The sequence below is a fragment of the Methylobacterium aquaticum genome (assembly GCF_016804325.1).
GTDB lineage: Bacteria > Pseudomonadota > Alphaproteobacteria > Rhizobiales > Beijerinckiaceae > Methylobacterium > Methylobacterium aquaticum_C.
In genome coordinates, this window is sequence record NZ_CP043627.1 from 2,616,939 (window position 1) to 2,639,264 (window position 22,326).

21 protein-coding genes are annotated in these 22,326 nt (G+C 69.4%); 16 read left to right on the forward strand and 5 right to left on the reverse strand.

Annotated features, from left to right (window positions below; all coding sequences use genetic code 11):
• Positions 1–104: 104 nt before the first annotated feature.
• From F1D61_RS11830 to F1D61_RS11845, 4 genes are all read left to right on the forward strand, one after another.
• Positions 105–1,661, forward strand: coding sequence for an alginate O-acetyltransferase AlgX-related protein (locus F1D61_RS11830; RefSeq protein ID WP_203158044.1), 1,557 nt, complete (start codon positions 105–107; stop codon positions 1,659–1,661).
• 81 nt (positions 1,662–1,742) lie between these two features.
• Complete coding sequence (locus tag F1D61_RS11835; RefSeq protein WP_203158045.1) at positions 1,743–3,092, forward strand: nucleotide sugar dehydrogenase; 1,350 nt, start codon at positions 1,743–1,745, stop codon at positions 3,090–3,092.
• A gap of 128 nt (positions 3,093–3,220) precedes the next feature.
• Positions 3,221–3,907, forward strand: a complete 687-nt coding sequence (locus tag F1D61_RS11840; protein ID WP_203158047.1) for a Crp/Fnr family transcriptional regulator — start codon at positions 3,221–3,223, stop codon at positions 3,905–3,907.
• A 1,184-nt stretch (positions 3,908–5,091) separates the two neighbouring features.
• The gene (locus F1D61_RS11845; RefSeq protein ID WP_203158050.1) at positions 5,092–7,476 is read left to right on the forward strand and encodes an EAL domain-containing protein; all 2,385 of its coding nucleotides are present in this window, start codon (positions 5,092–5,094) and stop codon (positions 7,474–7,476) included.
• Between the two features lie 142 nt (positions 7,477–7,618).
• On the opposite strand, the gene F1D61_RS11850 is transcribed toward F1D61_RS11845, so the two are convergent.
• The gene (locus tag F1D61_RS11850) at positions 7,619–8,776 is read right to left on the reverse strand and encodes an amidohydrolase (protein ID WP_203158052.1); all 1,158 of its coding nucleotides are present in this window, start codon (positions 8,774–8,776) and stop codon (positions 7,619–7,621) included.
• Entirely contained in the window at positions 8,773–9,849 is a 1,077-nt protein-coding gene (locus tag F1D61_RS11855) for a pyridoxal-phosphate dependent enzyme (RefSeq protein ID WP_203158053.1), read from the reverse strand. Before F1D61_RS11855 ends, F1D61_RS11850 begins: the two co-directional genes overlap by 4 nt.
• A gap of 84 nt (positions 9,850–9,933) precedes the next feature.
• On the opposite strand from F1D61_RS11855, the gene F1D61_RS11860 reads away from it, so the two are divergent.
• Entirely contained in the window at positions 9,934–10,389 is a 456-nt protein-coding gene (locus tag F1D61_RS11860) for an Lrp/AsnC family transcriptional regulator (protein WP_203158055.1), read from the forward strand.
• Between the two features lie 21 nt (positions 10,390–10,410).
• A complete protein-coding gene (locus tag F1D61_RS11865; RefSeq protein ID WP_203158057.1) occupies positions 10,411–11,361 on the forward strand; it encodes an NAD-dependent epimerase/dehydratase family protein in 951 nt (316 codons plus the stop codon).
• Positions 11,362–11,630: 269 nt separating this feature from the next.
• Here F1D61_RS11865 and F1D61_RS11870 read toward each other — a convergent pair whose 3' ends face one another.
• The gene (locus F1D61_RS11870; protein ID WP_203158059.1) at positions 11,631–12,071 is read right to left on the reverse strand and encodes a GNAT family N-acetyltransferase; all 441 of its coding nucleotides are present in this window, start codon (positions 12,069–12,071) and stop codon (positions 11,631–11,633) included.
• A 58-nt stretch (positions 12,072–12,129) separates the two neighbouring features.
• Positions 12,130–12,789, reverse strand: coding sequence for a TetR/AcrR family transcriptional regulator (locus F1D61_RS11875; protein WP_246775835.1), 660 nt, complete (start codon positions 12,787–12,789; stop codon positions 12,130–12,132).
• 170 nt (positions 12,790–12,959) lie between these two features.
• Between F1D61_RS11875 and F1D61_RS11880 the strand changes: the two genes are divergently transcribed.
• From F1D61_RS11880 to F1D61_RS11900, 5 genes are all read left to right on the forward strand, one after another.
• Positions 12,960–14,210 carry an HlyD family secretion protein gene (locus F1D61_RS11880; protein ID WP_203158061.1) on the forward strand — a complete coding sequence of 417 codons (1,251 nt, stop codon included), beginning with the start codon at positions 12,960–12,962 and terminating at the stop codon, positions 14,208–14,210.
• A gap of 254 nt (positions 14,211–14,464) precedes the next feature.
• Positions 14,465–16,027 (forward strand): DHA2 family efflux MFS transporter permease subunit, encoded by a 1,563-nt coding sequence (locus F1D61_RS11885; protein ID WP_203158063.1) that lies wholly within the window; start codon positions 14,465–14,467, stop codon positions 16,025–16,027.
• Between the two features lie 351 nt (positions 16,028–16,378).
• Positions 16,379–17,473 carry an ABC transporter ATP-binding protein gene (locus F1D61_RS11890; protein ID WP_203158064.1) on the forward strand — a complete coding sequence of 365 codons (1,095 nt, stop codon included), beginning with the start codon at positions 16,379–16,381 and terminating at the stop codon, positions 17,471–17,473.
• A complete protein-coding gene (locus F1D61_RS11895) occupies positions 17,470–18,381 on the forward strand; it encodes an ABC transporter permease (RefSeq protein WP_203158066.1) in 912 nt (303 codons plus the stop codon). Before F1D61_RS11890 ends, F1D61_RS11895 begins: the two co-directional genes overlap by 4 nt.
• A gap of 1 nt (position 18,382) precedes the next feature.
• Positions 18,383–19,162, forward strand: coding sequence for an ABC transporter permease (locus F1D61_RS11900; protein WP_203158067.1), 780 nt, complete (start codon positions 18,383–18,385; stop codon positions 19,160–19,162).
• On the opposite strand, the gene F1D61_RS11905 is transcribed toward F1D61_RS11900, so the two are convergent.
• Positions 19,159–19,347, reverse strand: coding sequence for a DUF1902 domain-containing protein (locus F1D61_RS11905; RefSeq protein ID WP_203158069.1), 189 nt, complete (start codon positions 19,345–19,347; stop codon positions 19,159–19,161). The two genes, F1D61_RS11900 and F1D61_RS11905, sit on opposite strands and share 4 nt — an antisense overlap.
• Before the next feature lie 177 nt (positions 19,348–19,524).
• Between F1D61_RS11905 and F1D61_RS11910 the strand changes: the two genes are divergently transcribed.
• The 5 genes from F1D61_RS11910 to F1D61_RS11930 all read left to right on the forward strand — a co-directional run bounded on the left by F1D61_RS11910 (position 19,525) and on the right by F1D61_RS11930 (position 22,318).
• Entirely contained in the window at positions 19,525–19,782 is a 258-nt protein-coding gene (locus F1D61_RS11910) for a type II toxin-antitoxin system Phd/YefM family antitoxin (protein ID WP_203158070.1), read from the forward strand.
• Complete coding sequence (locus F1D61_RS11915; protein WP_203158072.1) at positions 19,779–20,171, forward strand: type II toxin-antitoxin system VapC family toxin; 393 nt, start codon at positions 19,779–19,781, stop codon at positions 20,169–20,171. The genes F1D61_RS11910 and F1D61_RS11915 overlap by 4 nt, the downstream gene beginning before the upstream one ends.
• 70 nt (positions 20,172–20,241) lie before the next feature.
• The gene (rutA, locus tag F1D61_RS11920) at positions 20,242–21,324 is read left to right on the forward strand and encodes a pyrimidine utilization protein A (protein WP_203158074.1); all 1,083 of its coding nucleotides are present in this window, start codon (positions 20,242–20,244) and stop codon (positions 21,322–21,324) included.
• Complete coding sequence (locus tag F1D61_RS11925; protein ID WP_203158076.1) at positions 21,321–21,758, forward strand: hypothetical protein; 438 nt, start codon at positions 21,321–21,323, stop codon at positions 21,756–21,758. The genes rutA and F1D61_RS11925 overlap by 4 nt, the downstream gene beginning before the upstream one ends.
• Positions 21,759–21,952: 194 nt before the next feature.
• On the forward strand, positions 21,953–22,318 hold the full coding sequence (locus F1D61_RS11930) for a hypothetical protein (RefSeq protein ID WP_203158078.1): 366 nt from the start codon (positions 21,953–21,955) through the stop codon (positions 22,316–22,318).
• The last annotated feature ends 8 nt before the right edge of the window (positions 22,319–22,326 follow it).

Here is a 22,326-nt window from a genome sequence, read left to right on the forward strand (position 1 = left end):
CCGCTCATCAAGCCGCTCACCAAGTCTCTCGGCGAATCCCGGAGCGCGAGCCCTCCCACCGCCGCCGCGGCGAGAATGGTTGCATCAATTCTCAAGCACAATTAATGATTGCAACGCGTCGGACCATCCCGCCTCAGGGGCGGGCGAGCGGCCGGTCCCGCCGCGCGCCGGATCCCGGCATCGCCCGCCACGCCACCGGCACGACCATGATCGATCTCCAGCCGCATCTCGGAACGCCCATCGAGGGGCGGAACGGACAGTTCTACTACCGGGGCGACGAAAGCCGGGTCGGCCTCTACGAGTACTACCTGGCCGGCATCCGGCACGGTGCCCTCGCGTCGTGGACGGCGACGCTCGCCCGGCGCGCCCGCGAACTCGCCCGGCGCGGCGTCCGCTACCACGTCGTGGTGGTCCCGGGCGCCCACGTGGCCTGCCCGGAGGACCTGCCGGACGACCTGCGGGGCCGCATCAAGGCGCCGTTCCCCGTGCTCCGGGCCGCCCTGGCGGGCACCGACGGGGTTCGGCTGCACTATGCCCTGCCGGACCTCGTCCCGGGGGATGCGGACCCGGGCGACCCGATCCTCCACCGCACCTACCGCCGCAACGACACGCACTGGACCGAGTACGGCGCCTACCGGAACTACCTGACGGTCTGCCGCGCCATCGCCCGCGACCTCGACGTCCGGGTGGTCGAGCCGGCGGACGTGACCTTCGCGACGAAGCAGGCCTTCGGCGACCTGTCGATCCTGCGGCAGCCGGAAGGGCAGCCGGAGACGATCCCCCTGGCGGTGATCCGGGGCCGGCACCGGGCCCACACGGTGTCCAGGAACACCACCGTCCTCCGGAACCGGGTGATCCGCACGCGCTCCGACACGGCGCCGGCGACCGCGGCCCTGATCTTCCACGATTCCTACGCCACCGCGCAGGCCAAGTTCTGGGCCCGCAGCTTCGGCCGCACGACCTTCGCGGGCGTCACCCACCGGGTCTACCTCGACGCGGTAGAGCGGGAGCGGCCGGACGTGGTGATCTCGATCATGGCCGAGCACCGCCTGTTCGAATGGCCGAACGACCACGACCACTGGACCTTCGCGGACGATTTCGAGAGCGATTGCCGCTCGCCCGCCGGCCGGCGCACCGCCGACGTGATGGTCCTGTACCGGCAGCAGAAGGTCGCGGCCGCGGCGGACGCCGCCGCCGGGATCGCGGCCGAGCGCGGCTTCGGGGCCTATCACGCCCGCGTCGCCGCCCAGGCGCTCGTCGGGGCGCACCGTTTCGAGGACGCCCTGGCGATGGCGATGACGGCGCTCTCGCTCGACCGCGACTCGCCCTCGAACCTGTGGATGGCCGCCTACGCGGCCCTCTACGCCGGCAAGCCGCAGGACGCCCTGACCCTGGCGACCTGGGCCGCCGGGGCCGAGCCGCATCACGGCGCCTGGACCGAGCTCCTGGCCTCGATCCTGATCGGGCTCGGGCGCCGGGAGGACGCCGCGCTCGTGCTCGAGCGCGCCGTCGCCGTCATCGACGACGATCCGGCCCTGTGGCGGCTCGCCGCCGAGATGCGCGAGGCCGGCGGCCGGCCCGGCCCGGCCCGGCAGGCCCGGGCCATGGCCGAGGCGCTGACCAGCCAGGAGACGGTCGCCGCGAGGGCGTTCGCCGCGTGACCCGGCCGGCGGCGCCCCGAGTTGACAGGGGAACCTCCCGCGCCCTTAAGCGGGAGCATGACCGCCGAGCACGGACCCGCGATGACGCCCCCCTGCGAGACGCCGTCCCCTTCCGGGAGCCTCGGCCGGCTCCTCGCCGAGCGCCGGGCGCTGATCGGCATCGTCGGCCTCGGCTATGTCGGGCTGCCGCTGGCGCTGGCCGCGCTCCGGGCGGGTTTTTCGGTGCTCGGCTTCGACATCGATCCGGGCCGGGTCGCGGCGCTGAACCGGGGCGAGGGGACGTTCCACCACATCCCGGGCGACGGCTTGAGGCCGGCGCTGGCGGCGGGCACCTTCGCGGCCACCGGCGACATGGCGCGGCTGAACGAGCCCGACGCGGTGCTGATCTGCGTGCCGACGCCGCTCACCCGCCACCGCGAGCCCGACCTGTCCTACGTCGAGGCGACGGCCCGGGCCGTCGCCGCCGTCTTGCGGCCGGGCCAGATCGTGGTGCTCGAATCCACCACCTATCCGGGCACCACCGACGAGGTGATGCGGCCGATCCTGGAGGCGGGGGGCCTGCGCTCCGGCCACGACTTCTTCCTCGCCTACTCGCCGGAGCGCGAGGATCCGGGCAATGGGGAGTTCGACACCGCCCGCATCCCCAAGGTGGTGGGGGCGGACGACGACGCGGGGCGCACCCTGGCGGAGGCGCTCTACGGCGCGCTCGTGGTGCGCACGGTGCCGGTCTCCTCGGCCGCGACGGCGGAGGCCGTGAAGCTGACGGAGAACATCTTCCGCTCGGTCAATATCGCCCTCGTGAACGAGTTGAAGCTCGTCTACGACGCGATGGGGATCGACGTCTGGGAGGTGATCCAGGCCGCGGCCACGAAGCCCTTCGGCTTCATGCCGTTCCAGCCCGGGCCGGGCTTAGGGGGCCACTGCATCCCGATCGACCCGTTCTACCTCGCCTGGAAGGCGCGGGAATTCGACGTGCCGGCCCGGTTCGTGGAACTGGCCGGCGAGGTCAACACCCGGATGCCCTACCACGTGGTCGAGCGCCTGGCCGCCGCCGTCGACCGCACGGGCCGGGCCTTCTCGGGCGCGACGGTGCTGGTGCTCGGGCTCGCCTACAAGCGCAACGTCGAGGATACCCGCGAGAGCCCGGCCCTGAAGCTGATCCGGCTGATCGAGGCGCGGGGGGCGAGGGCGCTCTACCACGACCCCCTGGTGCCGGTCGTGCCGGCGACGCGCGAGCATCCGGAATTCGCCGGGCGGCGCTCGCAGCCCCTGACCGCCGACACCGTGCGGGCCGTCGACGCGGTGCTGATCGCCACCGACCATGACGGCGTCGATTACCGGCTGGTGGCCGAGCACGCCCGGCTCGTCGTCGATACCCGCAACGTGATGGCCCGGCATGAACTAACGGGTGCGACGATCGTGAAGGCGTAAACCGTTGGACAATCCTCCGCCGATCGGCCCCCGACCCGGCTGCCGCCGCCGTCGCACCCTGGCGAGCGGGGCCGCGCCGGGCTAAGACAAACGGGCAACACCCGCATCCGCGGGGTCGAGGGCAACAGATGGGTCGGCTCGCAGGGTTTCCCTTCTTCAAGGATGCGGGCGTCGACCTGACCTCCTACGAATCGCGCTGCATCTGGCGCCGGTTCGACGCCAACGAGATCCTGGTCGATTTCGACGACGCCTCGACCGACGTCTACCTCCTCGCCTCCGGCGAGGTGCGGATCCTCAACCGGACGCAATCCGGCAAGGAGGTGATCCTGGGCGAGATGCGGGCCGGCGAGTTCTTCGGCGAGCTCGCCGCCATCGACGGGGTCAGCCGCTCGGCCAACGTCACGGCGCTCACCCGCGGTGAATTGTGCGTGGTGCCGGCCGCGGTGTTCCGCGAGATCGTGTTCGCCGCCCCCCCGATCGCCGACCGGCTGCTGCGGCTGCTCGCCAAGCGGGTGCGGATGCTCAACGCCCGGCTGATGGAGCACGCGGTCCTCGACCTGCGCCACCGGCTCTACGCCGAATTGCTGCGCCTCTCGACGCCCCGGCCCGGCAGCGACGGCGAGCGCGCGGTGAGCCCGCCGCCCTACCACCACGTGCTCGCCGCCCGCATCGGCTGCCGCCGCGAGCAGGTGACGCGGGAATTCACCGTGATGGCCCAGGAAGGCCTCGTCGACCGCACCCGCGGCGCGCTGATCCTGCGCCGGCCGGACATCCTGGAGGCGCGGGTGGCGGAGGCGTTGCGGGAGGATTCGTGAGCCGGGGCGCGGGTCGAGGACGGGACGTCCGGCGGCGATCGTCCGGACGTCCCGTCACGGCCGGACCGGCATTGCCTTGCGCAGGACCGGCCGCGCCCCTGTCGGAGCCCGTCCGAGCGGATCGGTCTGACCAAGGCTGAAAGGGATCATGGGATATCCTCTCCTTCCACCTCATCCTGAGAGCCTGTTTGAGCAGCGTGATTTGACAAAAACTGAGAAAAATCAGGAGATATCCTACCATTCCACCTCATCCTGAGGTGTTGGCGATCAGAGATCGCACGCGATCGCAGATCGACTGACCTCGAAGGAGGGCTCCAGAAGCCTCTGCGATCCCTGGAGCCCTCCTTCGAGGCTCACTTCGTTCGCACCTCAGGATGAGGTTAGCGGGTAGGATGATCCCGTCCGCCTCAAATATTGGGTAAAAATCCTGCTCAAACAGGCTCTGAGGTGTTGGCGATCAAAGATCGACTGACCTCGAAGGAGGCTTCCAGAAGCCTCTGCGATCCCTGGAGCCCTCCTTCGAGGTCAGCCGATTTTCAATCGGCTGACACCTCAGAGCCTGTTTGAGTGAGCTGATTGAACTGAAACCCTCCTCGTCATCCTGGGGCCGCGCAGCGGAACCCGGGATCCATAACCGCTGACGCTGCAGGACAAAGCGGGCCGCGTTCCGCATCATCCTGGACGGTCAGCGGTTATGGATCCCGGGTTCTCGCCTTCGGCGAGCCCCAGGATGACGAGGAGAGTTGGCAGCATCTGCGTCAGATCCTCTGGCCTGACGACTCAAACAGGCCTTCAGGATGAGGCAGAGGGTAGGATGATCCCGCCCGCCTCAAGTCTTGGGTAGAGGTTATTCTCAAACAGGCTCTCGGACCCCGTCTGATGGGTCCTTGCAGATCTCGAAACCTCCTCGACATTCTGGAAAATCTGTTCATCGGGCCCGAGACCGCGCTCCGAGGGGGTGAGGCAGGCGCCGCCGGCAACGGGAACCGGCCGGGCCCGCGACCCACGCCGCCCGGGAATCCCAGTCCAAGGGTATCCCAGTCCAGGCGCGCGAGCCGGCTGTCCAATCTCGTATTTACTGCGAATTAGTCAATCTCTCAGGCTCATGACCGCCGATCATTGACCTAGCGTGAGTAGCATATTTAATCGATCGCAGCTCAAGAGAGATACTCCGTGGGGCCGGCGTGCTGAAAGTTTATGGTTGTATCATCGAGCAGCACGACCTCTGGTTGGTAGGGCTGGCCGCCCTCGTCTGCACGGTCGCTGCCGGCACCTGCATCGGATTGCTGCGACATGCCGGCCGATTGAAGGGATGGCTGCACCGGCTCTGGCTCGGCATCGCGGCCGTGGCCGGCGGCTCCGGAATCTGGGCGACGCACTTCATCGCCATGCTCGCCTTCGAACCCGCGCTGCCGAGCGGGTATGATCTCGGTCTGACGGCGCTGTCGCTCGTCTACGCCGTCCTGCTCACGGGCGCCGGCCTGACGATCGCGCAGCTGCGGTGGCTGCCGGCCGCGCCCGTTCTCGGCGGGGTGATCCTCGGCGGCGGGATCGCCGCCATGCACTATACCGGCATGGCCGCCTACGAGATCGCCGGGCGCGTCGAGTGGGACCCGCTCCTCGTCGCGGCCTCGCTGGTTCTCGGCAGCCTGCTGGGCGCGGCCGGTCTCGCCGTGGCCATGGGAGCCGGCGGCCTGCGCAGCGGCGTTCTCGGCGCGGGTTTCCTGCTGCTCGCGATCTGCAGCCACCATTTCACGGCGATGGGCGCGGTCACGATCATGCCGGACCCGACCATCGTCATCTCCGATGCGGCGATCCCGTCCCGCTGGCTGGCCGTCGGGGTCGCAGGCGCGAGCCTCGCCATCCTGTCCCTCGCCTGCGCCGCCCTCGCCCTCGACATCCGCGACCGCCGCAATCTGTCGCTGCAGCGCGAGCGGCTGCAGAGCCTCGCCAATGCCGCCGTCGAAGGACTGGTCGTCTGCCAGGGGAACCGGATCGTCAACGCCAACGACAGCTTCTGCCGGCTCGCCGGCTCGCCGGCGGCCGACCTGATCGGTGCGGAGCTGTCCCGCTTCCTCCCGAAGGCGATGACCCAGCTCGGGCTCGCCGGTGATCCCGACCAGGCGGTCGAGGTCGAGCTCGTCTGCGCCGAAGGCGGGACGATCCCCGTCGAGGTGATCCTGCGTCCCATCACCTACGGCGACCGGCCGCATTACGCCGTGGCGGTTCGCGATCTGCGTGCCCGGCGCCGGGCCGAGGGACAGATCCAGTTCCTGGCCTACCACGATCCGCTGACGGGCCTCGCCAACCGCGCGAGCTTCCGGGAACGCCTCGACCAGGAGCTGAAGGTCGCCCAGGCGACGAAGCGGAAGCTCGCCGTCCTCTGCCTGGATCTCGATCGCTTCAAGGAGGTCAACGACCTCTTCGGCCACGCGACCGGCGACACCCTGCTGGTGAACGTCGCGCGGTCCGTCACGACGCTGCTGAAGGAAAACCAGCTGATGGCGCGGCTCGGCGGCGACGAATTCGCCATCCTGCTGCCATGCGAACACGCCGTCGAGGCCGGGAGGCTCGCCGAGCAGATCCTCGAGGTGCTCCGGTCGGGCAGCGACGATGCCAACGTTCCGATGGCGGCGACCAGCGTCGGCATCGCGCTCTACCCGGACGACACCGACGACCGCAACCTGCTCATCAACTACGCCGACACCGCGCTCTACAAGGCGAAGTCCGAGGGCCGCGGCACCTACCGGTTCTTCGAGGCCAACATGGGCGCGCAGGTGCGCGAGCGCCGCCTGCTCGAGCACGACTTGCGCCACGCCGTGGCCCGCGGCGAGATGCAGCTCGTGTATCAGCCGCAAACCGACGTGCAGAGCGGCGAGATGCTCGGCTTCGAGGTTCTCCTGCGCTGGCACCATCCCGATCGCGGAGCGGTGTCGCCGTCGCTGTTCATCCCGATCGCCGAGGAGAGCGGCGCCATTCTGCAGATCGGCGAATGGGTCCTGCGCGAAGCCTGCCGGGAAGCGGCGAGATGGGCGACCCCGCTGTCGATCGCCGTCAACGTCTCCGCCGTCCAGATCCATTCGCCCCACTTCGTGCAGCTCATCCACGAAGTCCTGTTCCAGACCGGCCTGAAACCGGAACGGCTGGAGATCGAGATCACCGAGACGGCACTGATCCGCGATCCGTCGCGCGCCCAATCGATCCTGCGGCAGCTCAAGGCCCTGGGCCTGCGCATCGCGATGGACGATTTCGGGACCGGCTACTCGTCCCTGTCGAACCTGCGGACCTACCCGTTCGACAAGATCAAGATCGATCGCTCCTTCATCCGATCGGTGGACGAGAGCGAGCAGACCAAGGCCATCGTCCGTTCGGTCCTCGGCCTGGGCCGCGGCCTCGGCCTGCCGGTTCTCGCGGAAGGCGTCGAAACGACCGGCGAGCTCGAATTCCTGATCTCGGAAGACTGCCAGGCCGCGCAGGGATACCTGATGGGCCGGCCGGAGCCGATCGAGCGCTACTCCGAGCACACGATGGGAGACGGCATGCTCGAGCAGACGAAGAAGGTGGCGTGACACCGCCGCGCCCCGCCCTGGCCATGTCGACCGCCAATCCGGCCTCGCGCATCCAGCCGGCGACAGCATCGCGGCCGATCTCGGCGAGGGCGGCGAGGCGGCCGAGGAAGCGGGGCGGCATCGATCGCGGGCATCCGGGACCTCAACCTGAGACGGGCAGGCGGCGCCGGACCAGGGCGGCGTGATAGGCCACGCCGAAGGGCAGGGCGGCGTCGTCGACATCGAAGGTCGGGTTGTGGAGCGGCGCCGAATCGCCGTTGCCGAGGAAGACGAAGCAGCCCGGCACATGCGCGAGGAAGCGGGCGAAATCCTCCGATGCGGCGAGCGGCGCCGACGCGACGGCGACGTTCTGCGGCCCGAGCGCGCCGGCGGCGGCAGTCAGCGCCTCCTCGGTCAGGGCGGGATCGTTGAGGAGGGGGATGAATTCGCGGGTATAGCCGACCTCGGCGTCGACACCGTAGGCCAGGGCCGTTCCCTCGGCGATCACCCGCATCTGCCGCTCGATTTCCGCGCTGACCTCGGGCCGGAAGCTGCGGGCATCGCCGAGGATGCGGGCCTGCCCGGGCAGGGCGTTGCGGGTGCCGTCGGTGACGAGCTCCGTCACCGAGACGACCCCGACCTCCGTCGGATCGAGGCGGCGCGACACGATCGTCTGCAACGACATGACGGTGGCGCAGGCCGCGACCAGGACCTCGCGGCCGCTCTGCGGCCGGGCGGCGTGGCCGCCGACGCCCCGGAGCACGATCTCGAAATTGTCCTCCGCCGCCATGATCGGCCCGGGCCGGGTCTCGAGGCGGCCGATGCCCAGACCGGGCATGATGTGCAGGCCGTGGATCTCGTCGAAGGGGAAGCGCTCCATCAGGCCGTCGTCGAGCATCGCCAGGGCGCCGCGGCCCCATTCCTCGGCGGGCTGGAACAGGAACCGCACCGTCCCGTCGAAGCCGCCCTCGGTGGCGAGAAGCCGGGCGGCCCCCAGCAGCATCGCCGTATGGCCGTCATGGCCGCAGGCATGCATGGTGCCCGCGACCCGCGAGCGGTGGGGATGCGTGCCCTGTTCAGTGATGCGCAGGGCGTCCATGTCGGCGCGCAGCGCTACGACCTTCGTGCCGCGGCCGCGCCGGAGCGTGCCGACCACGCCGGTGCCGCCGATCCCCTCGGCGACGTCGAGGCCGAATTCCCGCAGGCGTCCCGCCACGAAGGCGGCAGTGCGCCGCTCCTCGAACCCGAATTCCGGATGGGCGTGCAGGTCGCGCCGCCAGGCGATCACGTCCTGGATGAGAGCGGGGTCGATCGCCGTCATGCCGCCTCCGGAGATTCCTGCGGGGCCGCCTCGGTGACGAGGACGAGGATACGGCTGTCCCGGTCGATGCGGAATTCCGCCGCCCGGGCCGGGTCGGCGAGCACGGCCAGCAGGCCGGCGAGGCCCGCGGCACCCGACGGCGTCGTCGCGGGGCCGCCCGCCTCGGCGAGAAGGGTAGGGGCCCGCATCAGTTCCGCCTCGGTCACGGTCGCGACCCTGGCGCCGTGGCGCGCCAGGGCCGCGAGGGCCGGGGCGCTGGCCTCGCCGCAGGACAGCATCTCGGCGGCGGTGTGGAGATCGCCCGGCACCCGGACCGGGCGGCCGGCGGCCAGTGCCGGGGCGAGGCAGGCCGCCTGCTCGGGCTCCACCGCCACGACGAGGCCCGGGGGGCTGAGCCAGCCGGCCAGGCCCTCGGCCATCGCGGCGGCCAGCCCCCCGACGCCGGCCTGGACGAACAGGTGGGTCGGACGGTCCTCGGCCTGGTCGCGGATCTCCGCCGCCATCACGCCGTAGCCGGCCATCACGTCCCGGACGACCGGATCGTTGGGATCGTCGGTGGTGTCGGCGATCAGCAGGCCGGCAGAATCGCGGGACGATGCGGCCGCCGCCTCGACGGCATCGTCGTAGGTGCCGGCGATCCGGACGATCCCGGCGCCCTCATCGAGAATGCGCCGCTCCCGCCACGGCGGCACGCCTGCATGGAGGAAGACCCGGGCCGGAGCCCCGGCGAACCGCGCCGCAGCGGCGACCGCGAGGCCGTGATTGCCGTCGCTGGCGCAGATCAGCGCCGGCTGCCCGGCGGGCCGCGCGGCGAGGAGATCGGCCGGGCTCGTCCCGGCGGTGCGGGCGAGCGCCATCAGCCCGGCATAGGTGCCGCCGAGCGACTTGAAGCTGCCGAGCCTGCGGCCGCTCTCGTCCTTGGCGAGGACCTGCGCCACGCCGAGCCGTCGGGCCAGGGCCGGCAGGGTGCAGAGCGGCGTCGGCGCATAGGCCGGATCGAGCCCGCGCAGGAAGGCGGCGATCGCCTCGGGCGAGGCCGCGGGGGAAGGGCAGGGGGAGGCGGCGTCGGTCATGCCTCGATCATGCCGGAGACCAGCGCCGGTTGGCGCCGAAACGGTGCTAATCTGTGGCGGTTTTCGCCGTCACCGGGCCCCGCCATGCCGGAAACCGTCACCCTCGACCACTTCGACCGCGCCCTCCTCGCCGCGGTCCAGGCCGACAACCTGACACCGGCGCGGGTCCTGGCCGAACGGGTCGGCCTGTCCGAAAGCGCGGTTTTGCGCCGGCTGCGGCGCTTGCGCCGGGAGGGCGTCATCGTCGCCGACGTGGCGATAGTCGATCCGGCGGTCCTCGGCACGCCGCTCTGCCTGCACGTCCTGGTCTCGCTGGAGCGCGAGACCTCCGACCGGCTCGACGCCTTCGTGCGGGCCTTGCGCGCGCGGCCCGAGGTGCGGGCGGCGTGGTACGTGACCGGCGAGGCCGATTTCGTGCTCGAGCTGCGCCTGCCCGGCATGGCGGAGTACGAGGCCTTCACCCGCGCGGTGTTCCACGACGATCCGAACGTGCGTGCGTTCCGCACGCTGGTGGCGATGCGGCAGGTGATCGGAATCTGACGGTCTCGACGGGAGCGTCCCATGCGGGTGCTGGTGCTCGGCGGCACGCAATTCGTGGGGCGGGCGATCGCTGCGCAGGCCGTCGCCCGCGGCCACGCGGTGACCTGCGCCGCGCGGGGGCTGTCGGGCGAGAGACCACCGGGGACTCGCTTCGTCGCGGTGGACCGCGACCGGCCGGACGGGCTGGCGGCCCTCGGGCGGGAGACGTTCGACGCGGCGGTGGACGTGGCGCGCGCGCCTCACCAGGTCCGGCGGGCGCTGGCGGCGCTCGAGGGCCGGGTCGGGCACTGGACCTTCGTGTCGTCGACGAGCGTCTATGCCGATACGGAGACGCCGGGGCAGCGGGCGGAGACGGCGCCGCTCCTCGCACCGGCGGAGGACGGGCCTTACGGCGCCGCCAAGGTGGCCTGCGAGCGGGTCTTCGGGACGGCCCTGATCTGCCGGGCGGGCCTGATCGTCGGCCCAGGCGACCCGACCGGGCGGTTCGGCTACTGGATAGCCCGGCTCGCCCGCGGCGGCGAGGTGCTGGCGCCGGCAGCCCCCGAGGACCCGGTGCAGCTGATCGATGGGCGCGACCTCGCGGCCTGGATCGTCGGCGCGGCAGAGCGCGGCCTCGCCGGGCGGTTCGATGCCGTCGCGCCGGCCTGCACCCGCCGCACCTTCCTCGAACGCTGCGCCGACGCCCTCGGCTCGGCCTGCACCTATGCGTGGGTGGATCAGGCTTTCCTCGACCGCCACGGTGTCGGGCGCGAGTCGGGCCCGTTCTCCCTACCGCTCCCGCTGCCGGACACGATAGGCGACGCCTCCCGCGACGTCTCGGCGACCATCGCGGCGGGCCTGACGGTTCGGCCCCTGGAGGAGACCGCCCGCGACACCCTGCACTGGCTGAAGGCAGGGAGCGGTCCGATCACGGGCCTGACGGAGGCAGAAGAAGCGGCGCTCCTCGCCGCATGGCGGGCCGAGCGGGGTTAAGCAGACTTGCGTTGGCAGGCCAACGCTTCGTCCGCTTAGAGCACTTCACGATCGCGTTGCAATCGCGAAGCTCTCTAAATCATTGATTTTTGCCGCATTTTCTACGAAGAACCGGTATCCACTTCGTCGTAAAATGCTCTATTTTGTTGTTTTGTCGCAGATTTTTGTCGCAAAACAGGCAGCCACTTTTACGAAATCTGCTTGGGGTCGGAAGCCAGCCTGTTCGACCGTCGCATGTCGGCTTTCGAACCAACACGTATGGTGGACGGCTATAGAGTCCGCCTTAACAACCACTCCCCATTTGGCGTCGTTCGACCGACTTCCTCAAAATTCTGGCTCAAGTAGAAATTGAGAGGGCTTTCTGGTCCCAAAATCACGCTCGTTTCGACCGTCGCGAACCCGCTCGACTTCATTTGCGCCAAGGCAAGCGCCAGTGCATCCCGGCCGTGGCCTCCGGCTTGGTGTCGTCGGTCGATCATCAAGCGCCAGAGGATGACCGTCCCCGGCGTCTCAGCCTCTCGCCACTGAACAAACCCGATGGGCTGCTCGCTGAGGTAGACTGCGCGGAACACCGCGCTCGGCTCGAAATGCGCTTGAGCGATGGAGAGCGCGTTCGACGCAACATAGTCCTTCTGTTCGTCGCGGACCTCCAACGCACATACCGCGCGCACTGTGTCCTTCGTGACCTCACGCAGTTGAAGGCCCACCATGCTCCTCATCCGCTTCCCACCCTAAGCAGTCCCTTGATCGAAGGACAGGCGCTCGCCCCTACTGCCCCTCCGGCCCATACCCCGCCAGAAAAACCCGCACCGCCTCCGCCACCCAGTAGGTCGTTTCCGCCTCGGTCGGCGGGTCGCCGACGGAAAAGAGCAGGCGGCGCATCGTGGTGGCGGCGCAGAGATCGAAGAAGTGGCGGGCGGCGAGGTCGGTGTCCATCGCGCGCAGGCGGCCGGCGGCCACCTGGGCGTCGAGATAGGCGCGCAGGCGCGTGCGGCCGAGCAGCGGTCCCGCCTCGTAGAAGGCCCGGCCGAAGCGCGGGAATTTCTCCGCCGCGCCGATCACCATCCGCACCGAGGCGATGTGGTCGGGCCGCACCATCGCCTCCATCAGGCTGGTGCCGAGGCGGCGCAGGACGGCGGCGATGTCGGGGTCGTCGTGGTCGAGGCGGCAGATGTTCTCGGCGAGGCTCCGCTTCTCCTCGACCGTCAGCGCCTCGAACAAGGCCTCCTTGCTCTCGAAATAGACGTAGAGCGTGCCCTTCGAGACGCCCGCCGCCTTGGCGATCGCCCCCATGCTGGCGCCGTCGAAGCCGCTGGCGAGAAAGACCTCGCGGGCCCCGTCCAGGATCTGGCGGCGCTTCTCGGTATCGGCGGGGGAGGGCTTAACGGGGCGTCGCTCATCGGGGTGCCATGGGGGCCTGAAGCCCAATGTGGGGGGTGCCGCCGCGGCGATCAATCGGGCCTGCGATCGAGCGTGTGCGGCGCACACAGGATCGATTGACCGAACGGTTCGGTCAACGTAGTATCGCGGTCGTTCGAGAGCCGTCAACCGCTTCGGGGGATGGTGGCGGGGCGATCCCCGAGGACGGGTGACAGACGATGGCGTTCCGAGACGATTACGCGCAGGGCCGGCCCGCCGGCGAGGCGGCCGGCAAGGCCGCGCCGGCGATGGAGAGGGCCGCCCCCCAGGCGGCGGCACCGGCCGCCGCGGCTCCGCCCGTGAAGCGCAAGCGCCCCTTGCGCCGCCTGATCCTGCTCGCGCTCGTCGCCGGCGGCGGCGCCTACGGCGCCTATGCCGGCCACGAATGGTGGACGACCGGCCGCTTCTTCGTCACCACCGACGACGCCTACGTCCAGGCCGACATCTCGACGCTGGCCGCCAAGGTCTCGGGCTACCTCGAGGCGGTGCCGGTGGTGAACGGCCAGGCGGTCAAGGCCGGCGACGTCATCGCGCGGATCGAGGACGGCGATTACCGCCTGGCGCTGAAGGCCGCCGAGGACAAGCTGGCGACGCAAGGCAGCGTCATCGCCCGCATCGCCCGCCAGGCCGAGGCCGCCCGGGCCCAGGTGCTCCAGGGCCAGGCCCAGATCGACGCCGCCAAGGCCGACCAGGTGAGGGCCGCCGCCGATTACCAGCGCCAGCAGCAGCTCGCGCAATCCGAATTCGCCGCCAAGTCGCGCCTGGAGCAGTCCCGGGCCGATCGCGACCGGTCGGACGCCACCGTGAAGGGCGCCGAGGCCAACCTGATCGCGCTCCAGGCCAACGTCGCGGTGCTGGAGGCGCAGACGAAGGAAGCCGAGAACCTCGCCGCCGAGTTGCGCACCGCCGTCGACCGCGCCAAGCGCGACCTGACCTTCACGGTGCTCCGCGCGCCCTTCGACGGGGTGATCGGCAACAAGGCGACGGAGGCCGGCGCCTATGTCGGGCCGGGCTCGCGCATCGCCGCGCTGGTGCCGCTCCAGAGCGCCCGGGTCGACGCCAACTTCAAGGAGACCCAGCTCGGCCGGGTCCGGGTCGGCCAGCCGGTCCACATCCGGGTCGATGCCTGGCCCGACCGCGACATCGTCGGCACCGTCGAGAGCCTGTCGCCGGCCTCCGGCTCGGTGTTCAGCCTGCTGCCGCCGGACAACGCGACCGGCAACTTCACCAAGATCGTCCAGCGCCTGCCCGTCCGGGTGCGGGTGCCCGAGGCAATCGCCCGCGAGGGCCTGCTGCGGCCGGGCCTCTCGGTGGTGGTGCGGGTCGATACGCGCGGCCTCGACGAGACGAAGCCCCCGGCCCCGATCGAGCCGCATCAGGCGGTGTCGGAGGGGAAGACTTCGCCGGCCGTTCGTACGGCGGGGCGGTGAGCCAAAGAAGACAATCGTAGAGCGCGGGATCCCCTCTCCCGTGTGGGAGAGGGGTAGGGGTGAGGGTGGCTCGGCTTCAGAATAGGTCGCCGAGCGTCGAGCTGCGCAGCTCGACGGTTCAGGATCATTGCGGAAACCGAGCCACCCTCACCCCGACCCCTCTCCCACTCGGGAGAGGGGAGACGCGCCTTAGCATCGTCAGGTCGAGTCAAACAGACTCTCCCTCAATCTAAAATCCAGCAGGCTTATCCGACATGGCCGCGACCCCCGCGCCCGCCGACGCGCCGATCGACCGCCGCCGCATGGTGGCGTTCATCTGCATGGTGTTCGGGATGTTCATGGCGATCCTGGACATCCAGATCGTCTCGGCGTCCCTCGCCGAGATCCAGGCCGGCCTCTCGGCCTCGGCCGACGAGATCCCGTGGGTGCAGACGAGCTACCTCATCGCCGAGGTGATTTCGATCCCGCTCTCGGGCACCCTGTCGCGGGTGCTCTCGACCCGCTGGATGTTCGTGATCTCGGCCGGCGGCTTCACCCTGATGAGCCTGATGTGCGCCACCTCGTCGACGATCGGCGAGATGATCGTCTGGCGCGCCCTGCAGGGCTTCATCGGCGGCGGCATGATCCCGACGGTGTTCGCCTCGGCCTTCACGATCTTCCCGGCCTCGAAGCGCAGCATCGTCTCGCCGATGATCGGGCTCGTCGCGACCCTCGCCCCCACCATCGGCCCGACCGTCGGCGGCTACCTCACCGACCTGTTCAACTGGCACTGGCTCTTCCTCATCAACATCGTGCCGGGCATCTTCGTCACGGTCTCGACCTACCTGCTGGTCGATTTCGACAAGCCGAACCTCGACCTGCTCAAGCGCTTCGACTGGGCCGGCCTCGGCCTGATGGCGGCGTTCCTCGGCTGCCTCGAATACGTGCTGGAGGAGGGCCCGACCCACGACTGGTTCCAGGAGGAGGCGATCTTCGCCGCGGCGATTGTCTGCGCCGTCGCCTGCATCGGCTTCTTCTGGCGGGCGCTCACCGCCGAGCAGCCGATCGTCGACCTCAAGGCCTTCTCCGACCGCAACTTCGCCGCCGGCTGCCTGTTCAGCTTCGTCATGGGCATCGGCCTCTACGGCCTGACCTACCTGTATCCGGTCTATCTCGGCCGGGTCCGCGGCTACTCGGCGCTCCAGATCGGCGAGACGATGTTCGTCTCCGGCCTGTGCATGTTCGCCACCGCTCCCATCGCCGGGCGCCTCTCGGCCAAGGTCGATCCGCGGATCATGATGGCGATCGGATTCACGGGCTTCGCGGCCGGCACCTGGATCGTCACCGGCATCACCAAGGACTGGGACTTCTACGAGTTGCTGTGGCCGCAGGTTTTGCGCGGCTGCTCCTTGATGCTGTGCATGATCCCGATCAACAACATCGCGCTCGGCACCCTGCCGCCGGCCCGGATGAAGAACGCGTCGGGCCTCTACAACCTCACCCGCAACCTCGGCGGCGCGGTGGGGCTGGCGCTCATCAACACGACGCTCAACGACCGCTGGGACCTGCACCTCGCCCGCCTGCACGAGCGCTTCACCTGGACCAATCCGATGGTGCTGGAGCGACTCGACAGCATGGCCAAGGGCTTTGCGGGGCTCGCCGGCAACCCGGACGCCATGGCGCTCAAGGCGATGATGAACACGGTGCGGATGCAGGGGCTCCTGATGAGCTTCTCCGACGTGTTCCTGATCCTGACCGTGATGTTCGTGCTGATGGCCTGCGCCACGCCGATGATCCGCCGGCCGCGGCCCGGCGGGGCGGGGGCGGACGCGCATTGAGAGCCGTCCCGTCCACGCAGAAAAACGCCTCCCGCCGGGACCGGAGAGAGGCGCCAAGTCTGCGACACGTCTCGGGAGGAGATGCGGAGGACCGCCGGGTCGAGGGACGCAACGGACGGTCTCACGCGTGTCGTCGATGACAATACACGCGGTGTTCGACATCGGACAAGACCCAGCGTCATCGCCATTGGTCCAATGACATCTCGCGGATGAACAGGCCGCCCCGGTCGAGACAAGGGTCCTGACCGCCGGCCCGGCCCCTGCCGGGCCCCGACCCGGCGGGGCTCTTCCCGGGCAGGGGTTTCCCGGGCTAGATGTCGGGCTCCCGCCCGCCCGCGCCGCCCGGACGACGTGACGACGCCTGCTTCCTCCACGCCCTCGCCCGCGCCCGGCCACCTCCGCTTCGCGGCGGTGTCGAAGCGCTTCGGCTCCCATCCCGCCGTCGACAGCGTCGATCTCGACCTCGCGCCCGGCCAGGTGTTCTGCCTGCTCGGGCCGTCCGGCTGCGGCAAGTCCACGCTGCTGCGCCTGGTGGCCGGCTTCGAGGAACCGAGCGCCGGAACAATCCTCCTCGACGGGCAGGATCTTGCCGGGGTGCCGCCGCACCGGCGGCCGGTCAACATGATGTTCCAGTCCTACGCCCTGTTTCCGCACAAGGACGTGGCGGGGAACGTCGCCTACGGGCTGGAGCGGGAAGCTTTGGGCAAGGCGGAGGTCGCCGCCCGGGTCGCCGAGATGCTGCGCCTGGTCCAGCTCGACGCCCTCGGCCACCGCCGGCCCGACCAGCTCTCCGGCGGCCAGCGCCAGCGGGTGGCGCTCGCCCGGGCTCTCGCCAAGCGACCCCGGGTGCTGCTCCTCGACGAGCCGCTCGGCGCCCTCGACCGCGCCCTGCGGGAGGAGACGCAAGCCGAGCTGCGGGCGTTGCAGCGCCGGCTCGGCACCACCTTCGTGGTCGTCACCCACGACCCCGCCGAGGCGATGGTGCTCGCCGACCGCATCGGCGTGATGGCGGCGGGCCGGCTGGTTCAGGTCGGACCGGCGGCCGAGCTCTACGAGCGCCCGGCGACGCGCTACGTCGCCGGATTGCTCGGCGACGTGAACCTGATCGAGGGCCGGCTCGGGGAGGGCGGGGCCGGCGCGGTGCGCGACCTCGACACGCCCTACGGCCGCCTGCGGGCCGTCGACCATCACGGCGCCGGTCCGGCCGGGGCGCCCGGCCTCCTGACGCTCAGGCCCGAACGGCTTCGGCTCGCCGAAGAGGGTTTGGCCGGCACCCTTCTCGACGCGACCTATCTCGGAGAAAAAATCCTCTACCGGGTCGGCCTCGCCGACGGGCGGGTGTTGCGCGCCTCGGGGCCGCCCGGGGCGGGTCCGGCCGTCGGCGCCCCGGTGCATCTCGCCTTCGCGCCGGACGATGCCTCGCTGCTGCCGGCGGATTCCGCATGAGGGCACGGTTTCGCGACGCCCTGCGGTCCTCGCGCCTGCCGGCCTTGCCGCTGCTCTGGCTCGTCGCATTCTTCGGCCTGCCGTTCCTGGTCGTCGTCAAGATCAGCCTGTCGGACCCGGCTACCGCCCTGCCGCCCTATACCCCGGTGCTCGACTGGGATGCCGGCCTCGCCGGGTGGGCCGACGTGCTCGCCGCCCTCGACTTCGAGAATTACCGCACGCTGATCGCCGACCCGCTTTATCTCGATGCGGGCCTGACCTCGCTGACCGTGGCTTTCGGCGCCACCCTGCTCCTGATCCTCGTCGGCTACCCGATCGCCTACGCGATGGCGCGGGCGCCGAAGGCCTGGCAGCCGCTCCTCGTCGCCCTGATGGTGATCCCGTTCTGGACCAGCTTCCTGATCCGGGTCTATGCCTGGATCGCGATCCTGAAGGCCGACGGGCTGCTCAACCAGGCGCTGATGGCGCTCGGGCTGATTGCGAGACCGATCGAGATCCTCAACACCCCGGCGGCGGTGATGATCGGGGTGGTCTATGCCTACCTGCCGTTCATGGTGCTGCCGCTCTACGCGGTGCTCGAACGGCTCGACCGCGGGCTGATCGAGGCCGCCCGCGACCTCGGGGCGAGCCGGCTTGCCGCCTTCCGCACCGTGACCCTGCCGCTGTCGTGGCCCGGCCTCGTCGCCGGGGCGCTGCTGTGCTTCATCCCGATCACCGGCGAGTTCATCATCCCGGATCTCCTCGGCGGGCCGGACACCTTGATGCTCGGGCGGGTCCTGTGGAGCGAGTTCTTCTCCAACCGCGACTGGCCGCTCGCCTCCGCGGTGGCGGTAGTACTCCTCGTCATCGTCGCCGGCCCGGTGGTGCTGTTTCGCGAGGCCGAGGCCCGCCGGCTGGAGCGGCCGTAACATGCACCGCCCCCATCCGCTCGCCTGGGCCGCCTTGGGTCTGGGGCTGGCCTTCCTGTACGGGCCGATCCTGGTCCTCGTCGTCTACTCGTTCAACGCGTCGCGCTTGGTCACGGTCTGGGCCGGGTTCTCGACGCAATGGTATGCCGGCCTCCTCGACAACGGCCCGTTGGTCGAGTCCGCCCTCGTCACCCTCAAGGTGGCTCTCGCCTCGGCGAGCCTCGCGACCGTGCTCGGCACGCTCGCGGCCCTGGCCCTGGACGGGCGCCGGCGCTTCCCCGGCCGGCCGCTCCTCACCGGGCTCGTCTACGCCCCGATGGTGATGCCGGAGGTGATCACCGGCCTGTCGCTGCTGCTGCTCTTCGTGGGCTTGGGCGTTCCGCGCGGCGTCTGGACCATCGTGATCGCGCACGCGACCTTCACGCTCTGCTTCGTCGCCGTCGTGGTCCAGGCCCGGCTGCGCCACCTCGACCGCTCGCTGCTCGAGGCCGCCTCCGATCTCGGCGCCGCGCCCGTCACGGTGTTCCGCACCGTGACCCTGCCGCTGATCGCGCCCGCGGTCGTCGCGGGTTTCCTCCTGGCCTTCACCCTGTCGATGGACGACCTCGTGATCGCGAGCTTCGTCTCGGGGCCCGGCGCCACCACCCTGCCGATGCGCCTCTACAGCCAGGTCCGCCTCGGCGTGACCCCGGAGATCAACGCGATCTCGACGCTGCTGATCGGGGCGGTGAGCCTGGCGGTGCTGGGGGCCTCGGTGCTGACGGCGCGGCGGGGGCGTTAGCCGATCACGATCCCGACCGGGACGGGACCGCCCTCGTCGCGCAGATCCGCCACGATGACAGGCAGGCGGGCGATCAGGGCGTCCGCGGTCGCCGCCTCGGCCCCGAGGCCCGGCCCGTCGCTTTCTTCGACGGACCAGACGTCCGCTGCGGGGTCGCGGGCGATCCGGATGGTCGGCGCGGACATGGAGCGATCCTGGACTGTCGGGGACCATCGTCATGGATGGCGACACGGTCCGCAACGGCCCACCGGCGGCCCCCGATCCGCACCGGGTCCGAGCAGCAGGCCTATTGAACGAGGCCACCGCACAGTCCACTCTTCCACCGGTCCACTTTCTTGTCGGCAACGAGTCGGAATAACGTCATGAAGGTTTCCCTCTCGGAAGCAGAAGGGCAGTTGGCCGACCTCGTGCGGCGGGCAGAGACCGGCGACGAGGTGATTCTCACCCGCCAGGGCCGGGCCGCCGTGCGGCTGGTGCCGGTGAGGGCGCCGCAATCCGTGGCGGAGCGGGAGCGGATCCTCATGGCCGCCCGAGAGGCCGGTCGTGCCAAGGTGACGCCCGGTCCTTGCGCTGCTCGAAGCCAGGATTTCCTGTACGACGATGACGGCCTGCCCGGATGATCGTCGTCGACACGTCGGCTCTCATGGCGATCGTTCAGGGCGAGTTGCAGGCTGCAGCCTGCATGACCGTTCTTGCCGACGAGTTCGACGTTCTGATCTCGGCGGGAACCTTGGCCGAAGCCCTGATCGTCTCGGAGCGGCGAAATGTCGGCGACACCGTGAGAGCCTTGGTCGATGATCTCGCCTTCGACGTGATCCCCGTCACGGCAGCCGTGGCCCACGATTGCGCGACGGCCTACGCCCAATGGGGAAAGGGTGTGCATCCGGCCGGCCTGAACTTGGGCGATTGCTTCGCCTACGCGCTGGCCAGGGCACACGGATGCCCCTTGCTCTTCGTCGGCGACGATTTTTCCCGCACCGACATCGCGAGCGCGCTGCACGTGACCTGAAAACGGCCCCGATCCTGCAAAGCCCCTCCGGACGGCCCTTCCGCCGCCCACCGGAACCCGGAGCTTCGCCATGGATATCGGCGTGTTCATCCCGATCGGCAACAACGGCTGGCTGATCTCGGAGGCGGCCCCGCAATACAAGCCGAGCTTTGCCCTCAACAAGGCGATCGTGCAGAAGGCGGAAGGCTACGGGCTCGATTTCGCCCTCTCGATGATCAAGCTGCACGGGTTCGGCGGCAAGACCGAGTTCTGGGACTACAACCTCGAATCCTTCACCCTGATGGCGGGCCTCGCGGCGGTGACCGAGCGGATCAGGCTCTTCGCCTCGACCGCGGTGCTGACCCTGCCGCCAGCCCTGGTCGCCCGCATGGCGACCACGATCGAGTCGATCGCCCCCGGCCGGTTCGGGGTGAACATCGTGTCGGGCTGGCAGAAGGCGGAATATGCGCAGATGGGCCTGTGGCCCGGCGACGATTATTTCGGCTACCGCTACGACTACTCCACCGAATACGTCCGGGTGATGAAGGAGCTGTGGGAGACCGGACATTCCGACTTCAAGGGCGAGCACTTCCGGATGGAGGGCTGCATGATGAAGCCTGTGCCGTCGAGCCCGATCCCGATCGTCGCCGCTGGCCAGAGCGGGCGGGGCATGGAATTCGCGGCCCAATATGCCGATTACAACTTCGTGCTCGGCACCGGCCTCAACACCCCGACCGCCTGCGCGCCGACCTGCGCCCGGCTGATCGAGGCGACCGCCAAGACCGGGCGCGACGTCGGCTCCACCGTGCTGATGATGGTGATCGCCGACGAGACCGACGCGGCGGCGGAGGCGCGCTGGATGGCCTACCGCCAGGGCGCCGACGTGGCGGCGCTCGCCTGGATGCTCGACCAGAGCAATCAGGACAAGGCCGCCTCCGCCGATTCGACCGCGACCTGGATGAACCTGCCGGAGGGGGCGGTGAACTTCAACATGGGCACGCTGGTGGGCTCTTACGCCAAGGTGGCGCGGATGCTCGACGAGGCGGCCACCGTGCCGGGGGTGAAGGGCATCATGCTGACCTTCGACGACTTCCTCGGAGGCCTCGACACCTTCGGCACCCGGATCCAGCCGCTGATGGCCTGCCGGCAGGATCGTGTGGAGATCGCCGCGTGAGCGTGTCCGACGCGCTCGTCGCCCGCACCATCCTGGCCGGCACGGTCGCGCAAGGCGCCCCGGCCCGGGACCTGCCCCCTTCCTGGGACCGGACTGCGCCCGAGCCGGCCTGGGCCGAGCGGCGCCTGCGGCAGGCGGCCGACACGACCGGGGAGGCGGCACCCGCCGCCCCACCCCTGCCCCCGGTCGAGGACGGGCCGCCGCACGGGCTCGGGATCGGTGCCCTCCAGGCCGCCTATGCCGCAGGCACCACCGACCCGGTGGCGCTCCTCGCCGCCTTGACCGAGCGCATCGCCCGCCACCCCTCCGGCCGCGACGCGGTGCTCGCCCCGGTGCCGGACGCGCGAGCCGCGGCGAAGGAGAGTGCCCGGCGGATCCGGGACGGGCGGGCGCGCCCCCTCGAAGGCGTGCCCTTCGGCATCAAGGACAGCTAATCACGTAAGTCATTGATTTCATTGGCGCCGATCGGCCACCGCAGGCGCATTTGTATCATGGTTTCGTATCGCGGCGCGAGCTTGCATGATTGGGCCCCCGGGCGATGTGTCTGTCATCGAAGAAGCCCTTGGGTGAGGCTGCCACTCGTCGCTGATGCAATGACAGGGACGGGCTAGATGTAGGAGAATAACAGATGTCAGCCAATATAATTGATTTTTCAGCCTTCCTAAATAAATCAGACACCTCGCAGGAGGAAAATGAATCAGAAATAGAAATTGAGTCTCCTAAAGATATAAGGCAAATCGCAAATCTTGCTGCCGGTCTGTCAGATTACATAATGGAGAACAATTGCACGAACGAACAGCTTGACAATATGATTGCACGAGCTTGCCGTTCATGGACAGAAAGCCAGCGAAAAGATTTGATTGTTATTGCAGAAGTTATGACAAACCACGCAATCAATGTCTTACGCGACGCAAAAGAAATTTTTGAAATAAAAATATCAGATAATCTATATCATGTAGAATCAATTTTAGGATCATATAGAAATAAACAGTGATCAAAATA

What these genes read in the sequence shown, in the direction of transcription:
- F1D61_RS11830 (WP_203158044.1), top strand. Translation starts at nt 105, where the DNA reads ATGATTGCAACGCGTCGGACCATCCCGCCTCAGGGGCGGGCGAGCGGC.
- F1D61_RS11835 (WP_203158045.1), top strand. Translation starts at nt 1,743, where the DNA reads ATGACGCCCCCCTGCGAGACGCCGTCCCCTTCCGGGAGCCTCGGCCGG.
- F1D61_RS11840 (WP_203158047.1), top strand. Translation starts at nt 3,221, where the DNA reads ATGGGTCGGCTCGCAGGGTTTCCCTTCTTCAAGGATGCGGGCGTCGAC.
- F1D61_RS11850 (WP_203158052.1), bottom strand. Translation starts at nt 8,776, where the DNA reads ATGACGGCGATCGACCCCGCTCTCATCCAGGACGTGATCGCCTGGCGG.
- F1D61_RS11855 (WP_203158053.1), bottom strand. Translation starts at nt 9,849, where the DNA reads ATGACCGACGCCGCCTCCCCCTGCCCTTCCCCCGCGGCCTCGCCCGAG.
- F1D61_RS11860 (WP_203158055.1), top strand. Translation starts at nt 9,934, where the DNA reads ATGCCGGAAACCGTCACCCTCGACCACTTCGACCGCGCCCTCCTCGCC.
- F1D61_RS11865 (WP_203158057.1), top strand. Translation starts at nt 10,411, where the DNA reads ATGCGGGTGCTGGTGCTCGGCGGCACGCAATTCGTGGGGCGGGCGATC.
- F1D61_RS11870 (WP_203158059.1), bottom strand. Translation starts at nt 12,071, where the DNA reads ATGGTGGGCCTTCAACTGCGTGAGGTCACGAAGGACACAGTGCGCGCG.
- F1D61_RS11880 (WP_203158061.1), top strand. Translation starts at nt 12,960, where the DNA reads ATGGCGTTCCGAGACGATTACGCGCAGGGCCGGCCCGCCGGCGAGGCG.
- F1D61_RS11885 (WP_203158063.1), top strand. Translation starts at nt 14,465, where the DNA reads ATGGCCGCGACCCCCGCGCCCGCCGACGCGCCGATCGACCGCCGCCGC.
- F1D61_RS11895 (WP_203158066.1), top strand. Translation starts at nt 17,470, where the DNA reads ATGAGGGCACGGTTTCGCGACGCCCTGCGGTCCTCGCGCCTGCCGGCC.
- F1D61_RS11900 (WP_203158067.1), top strand. Translation starts at nt 18,383, where the DNA reads ATGCACCGCCCCCATCCGCTCGCCTGGGCCGCCTTGGGTCTGGGGCTG.
- F1D61_RS11905 (WP_203158069.1), bottom strand. Translation starts at nt 19,347, where the DNA reads ATGTCCGCGCCGACCATCCGGATCGCCCGCGACCCCGCAGCGGACGTC.
- F1D61_RS11910 (WP_203158070.1), top strand. Translation starts at nt 19,525, where the DNA reads ATGAAGGTTTCCCTCTCGGAAGCAGAAGGGCAGTTGGCCGACCTCGTG.
- F1D61_RS11915 (WP_203158072.1), top strand. Translation starts at nt 19,779, where the DNA reads ATGATCGTCGTCGACACGTCGGCTCTCATGGCGATCGTTCAGGGCGAG.
- rutA (WP_203158074.1), top strand. Translation starts at nt 20,242, where the DNA reads ATGGATATCGGCGTGTTCATCCCGATCGGCAACAACGGCTGGCTGATC.
- F1D61_RS11930 (WP_203158078.1), top strand. Translation starts at nt 21,953, where the DNA reads ATGTCAGCCAATATAATTGATTTTTCAGCCTTCCTAAATAAATCAGAC.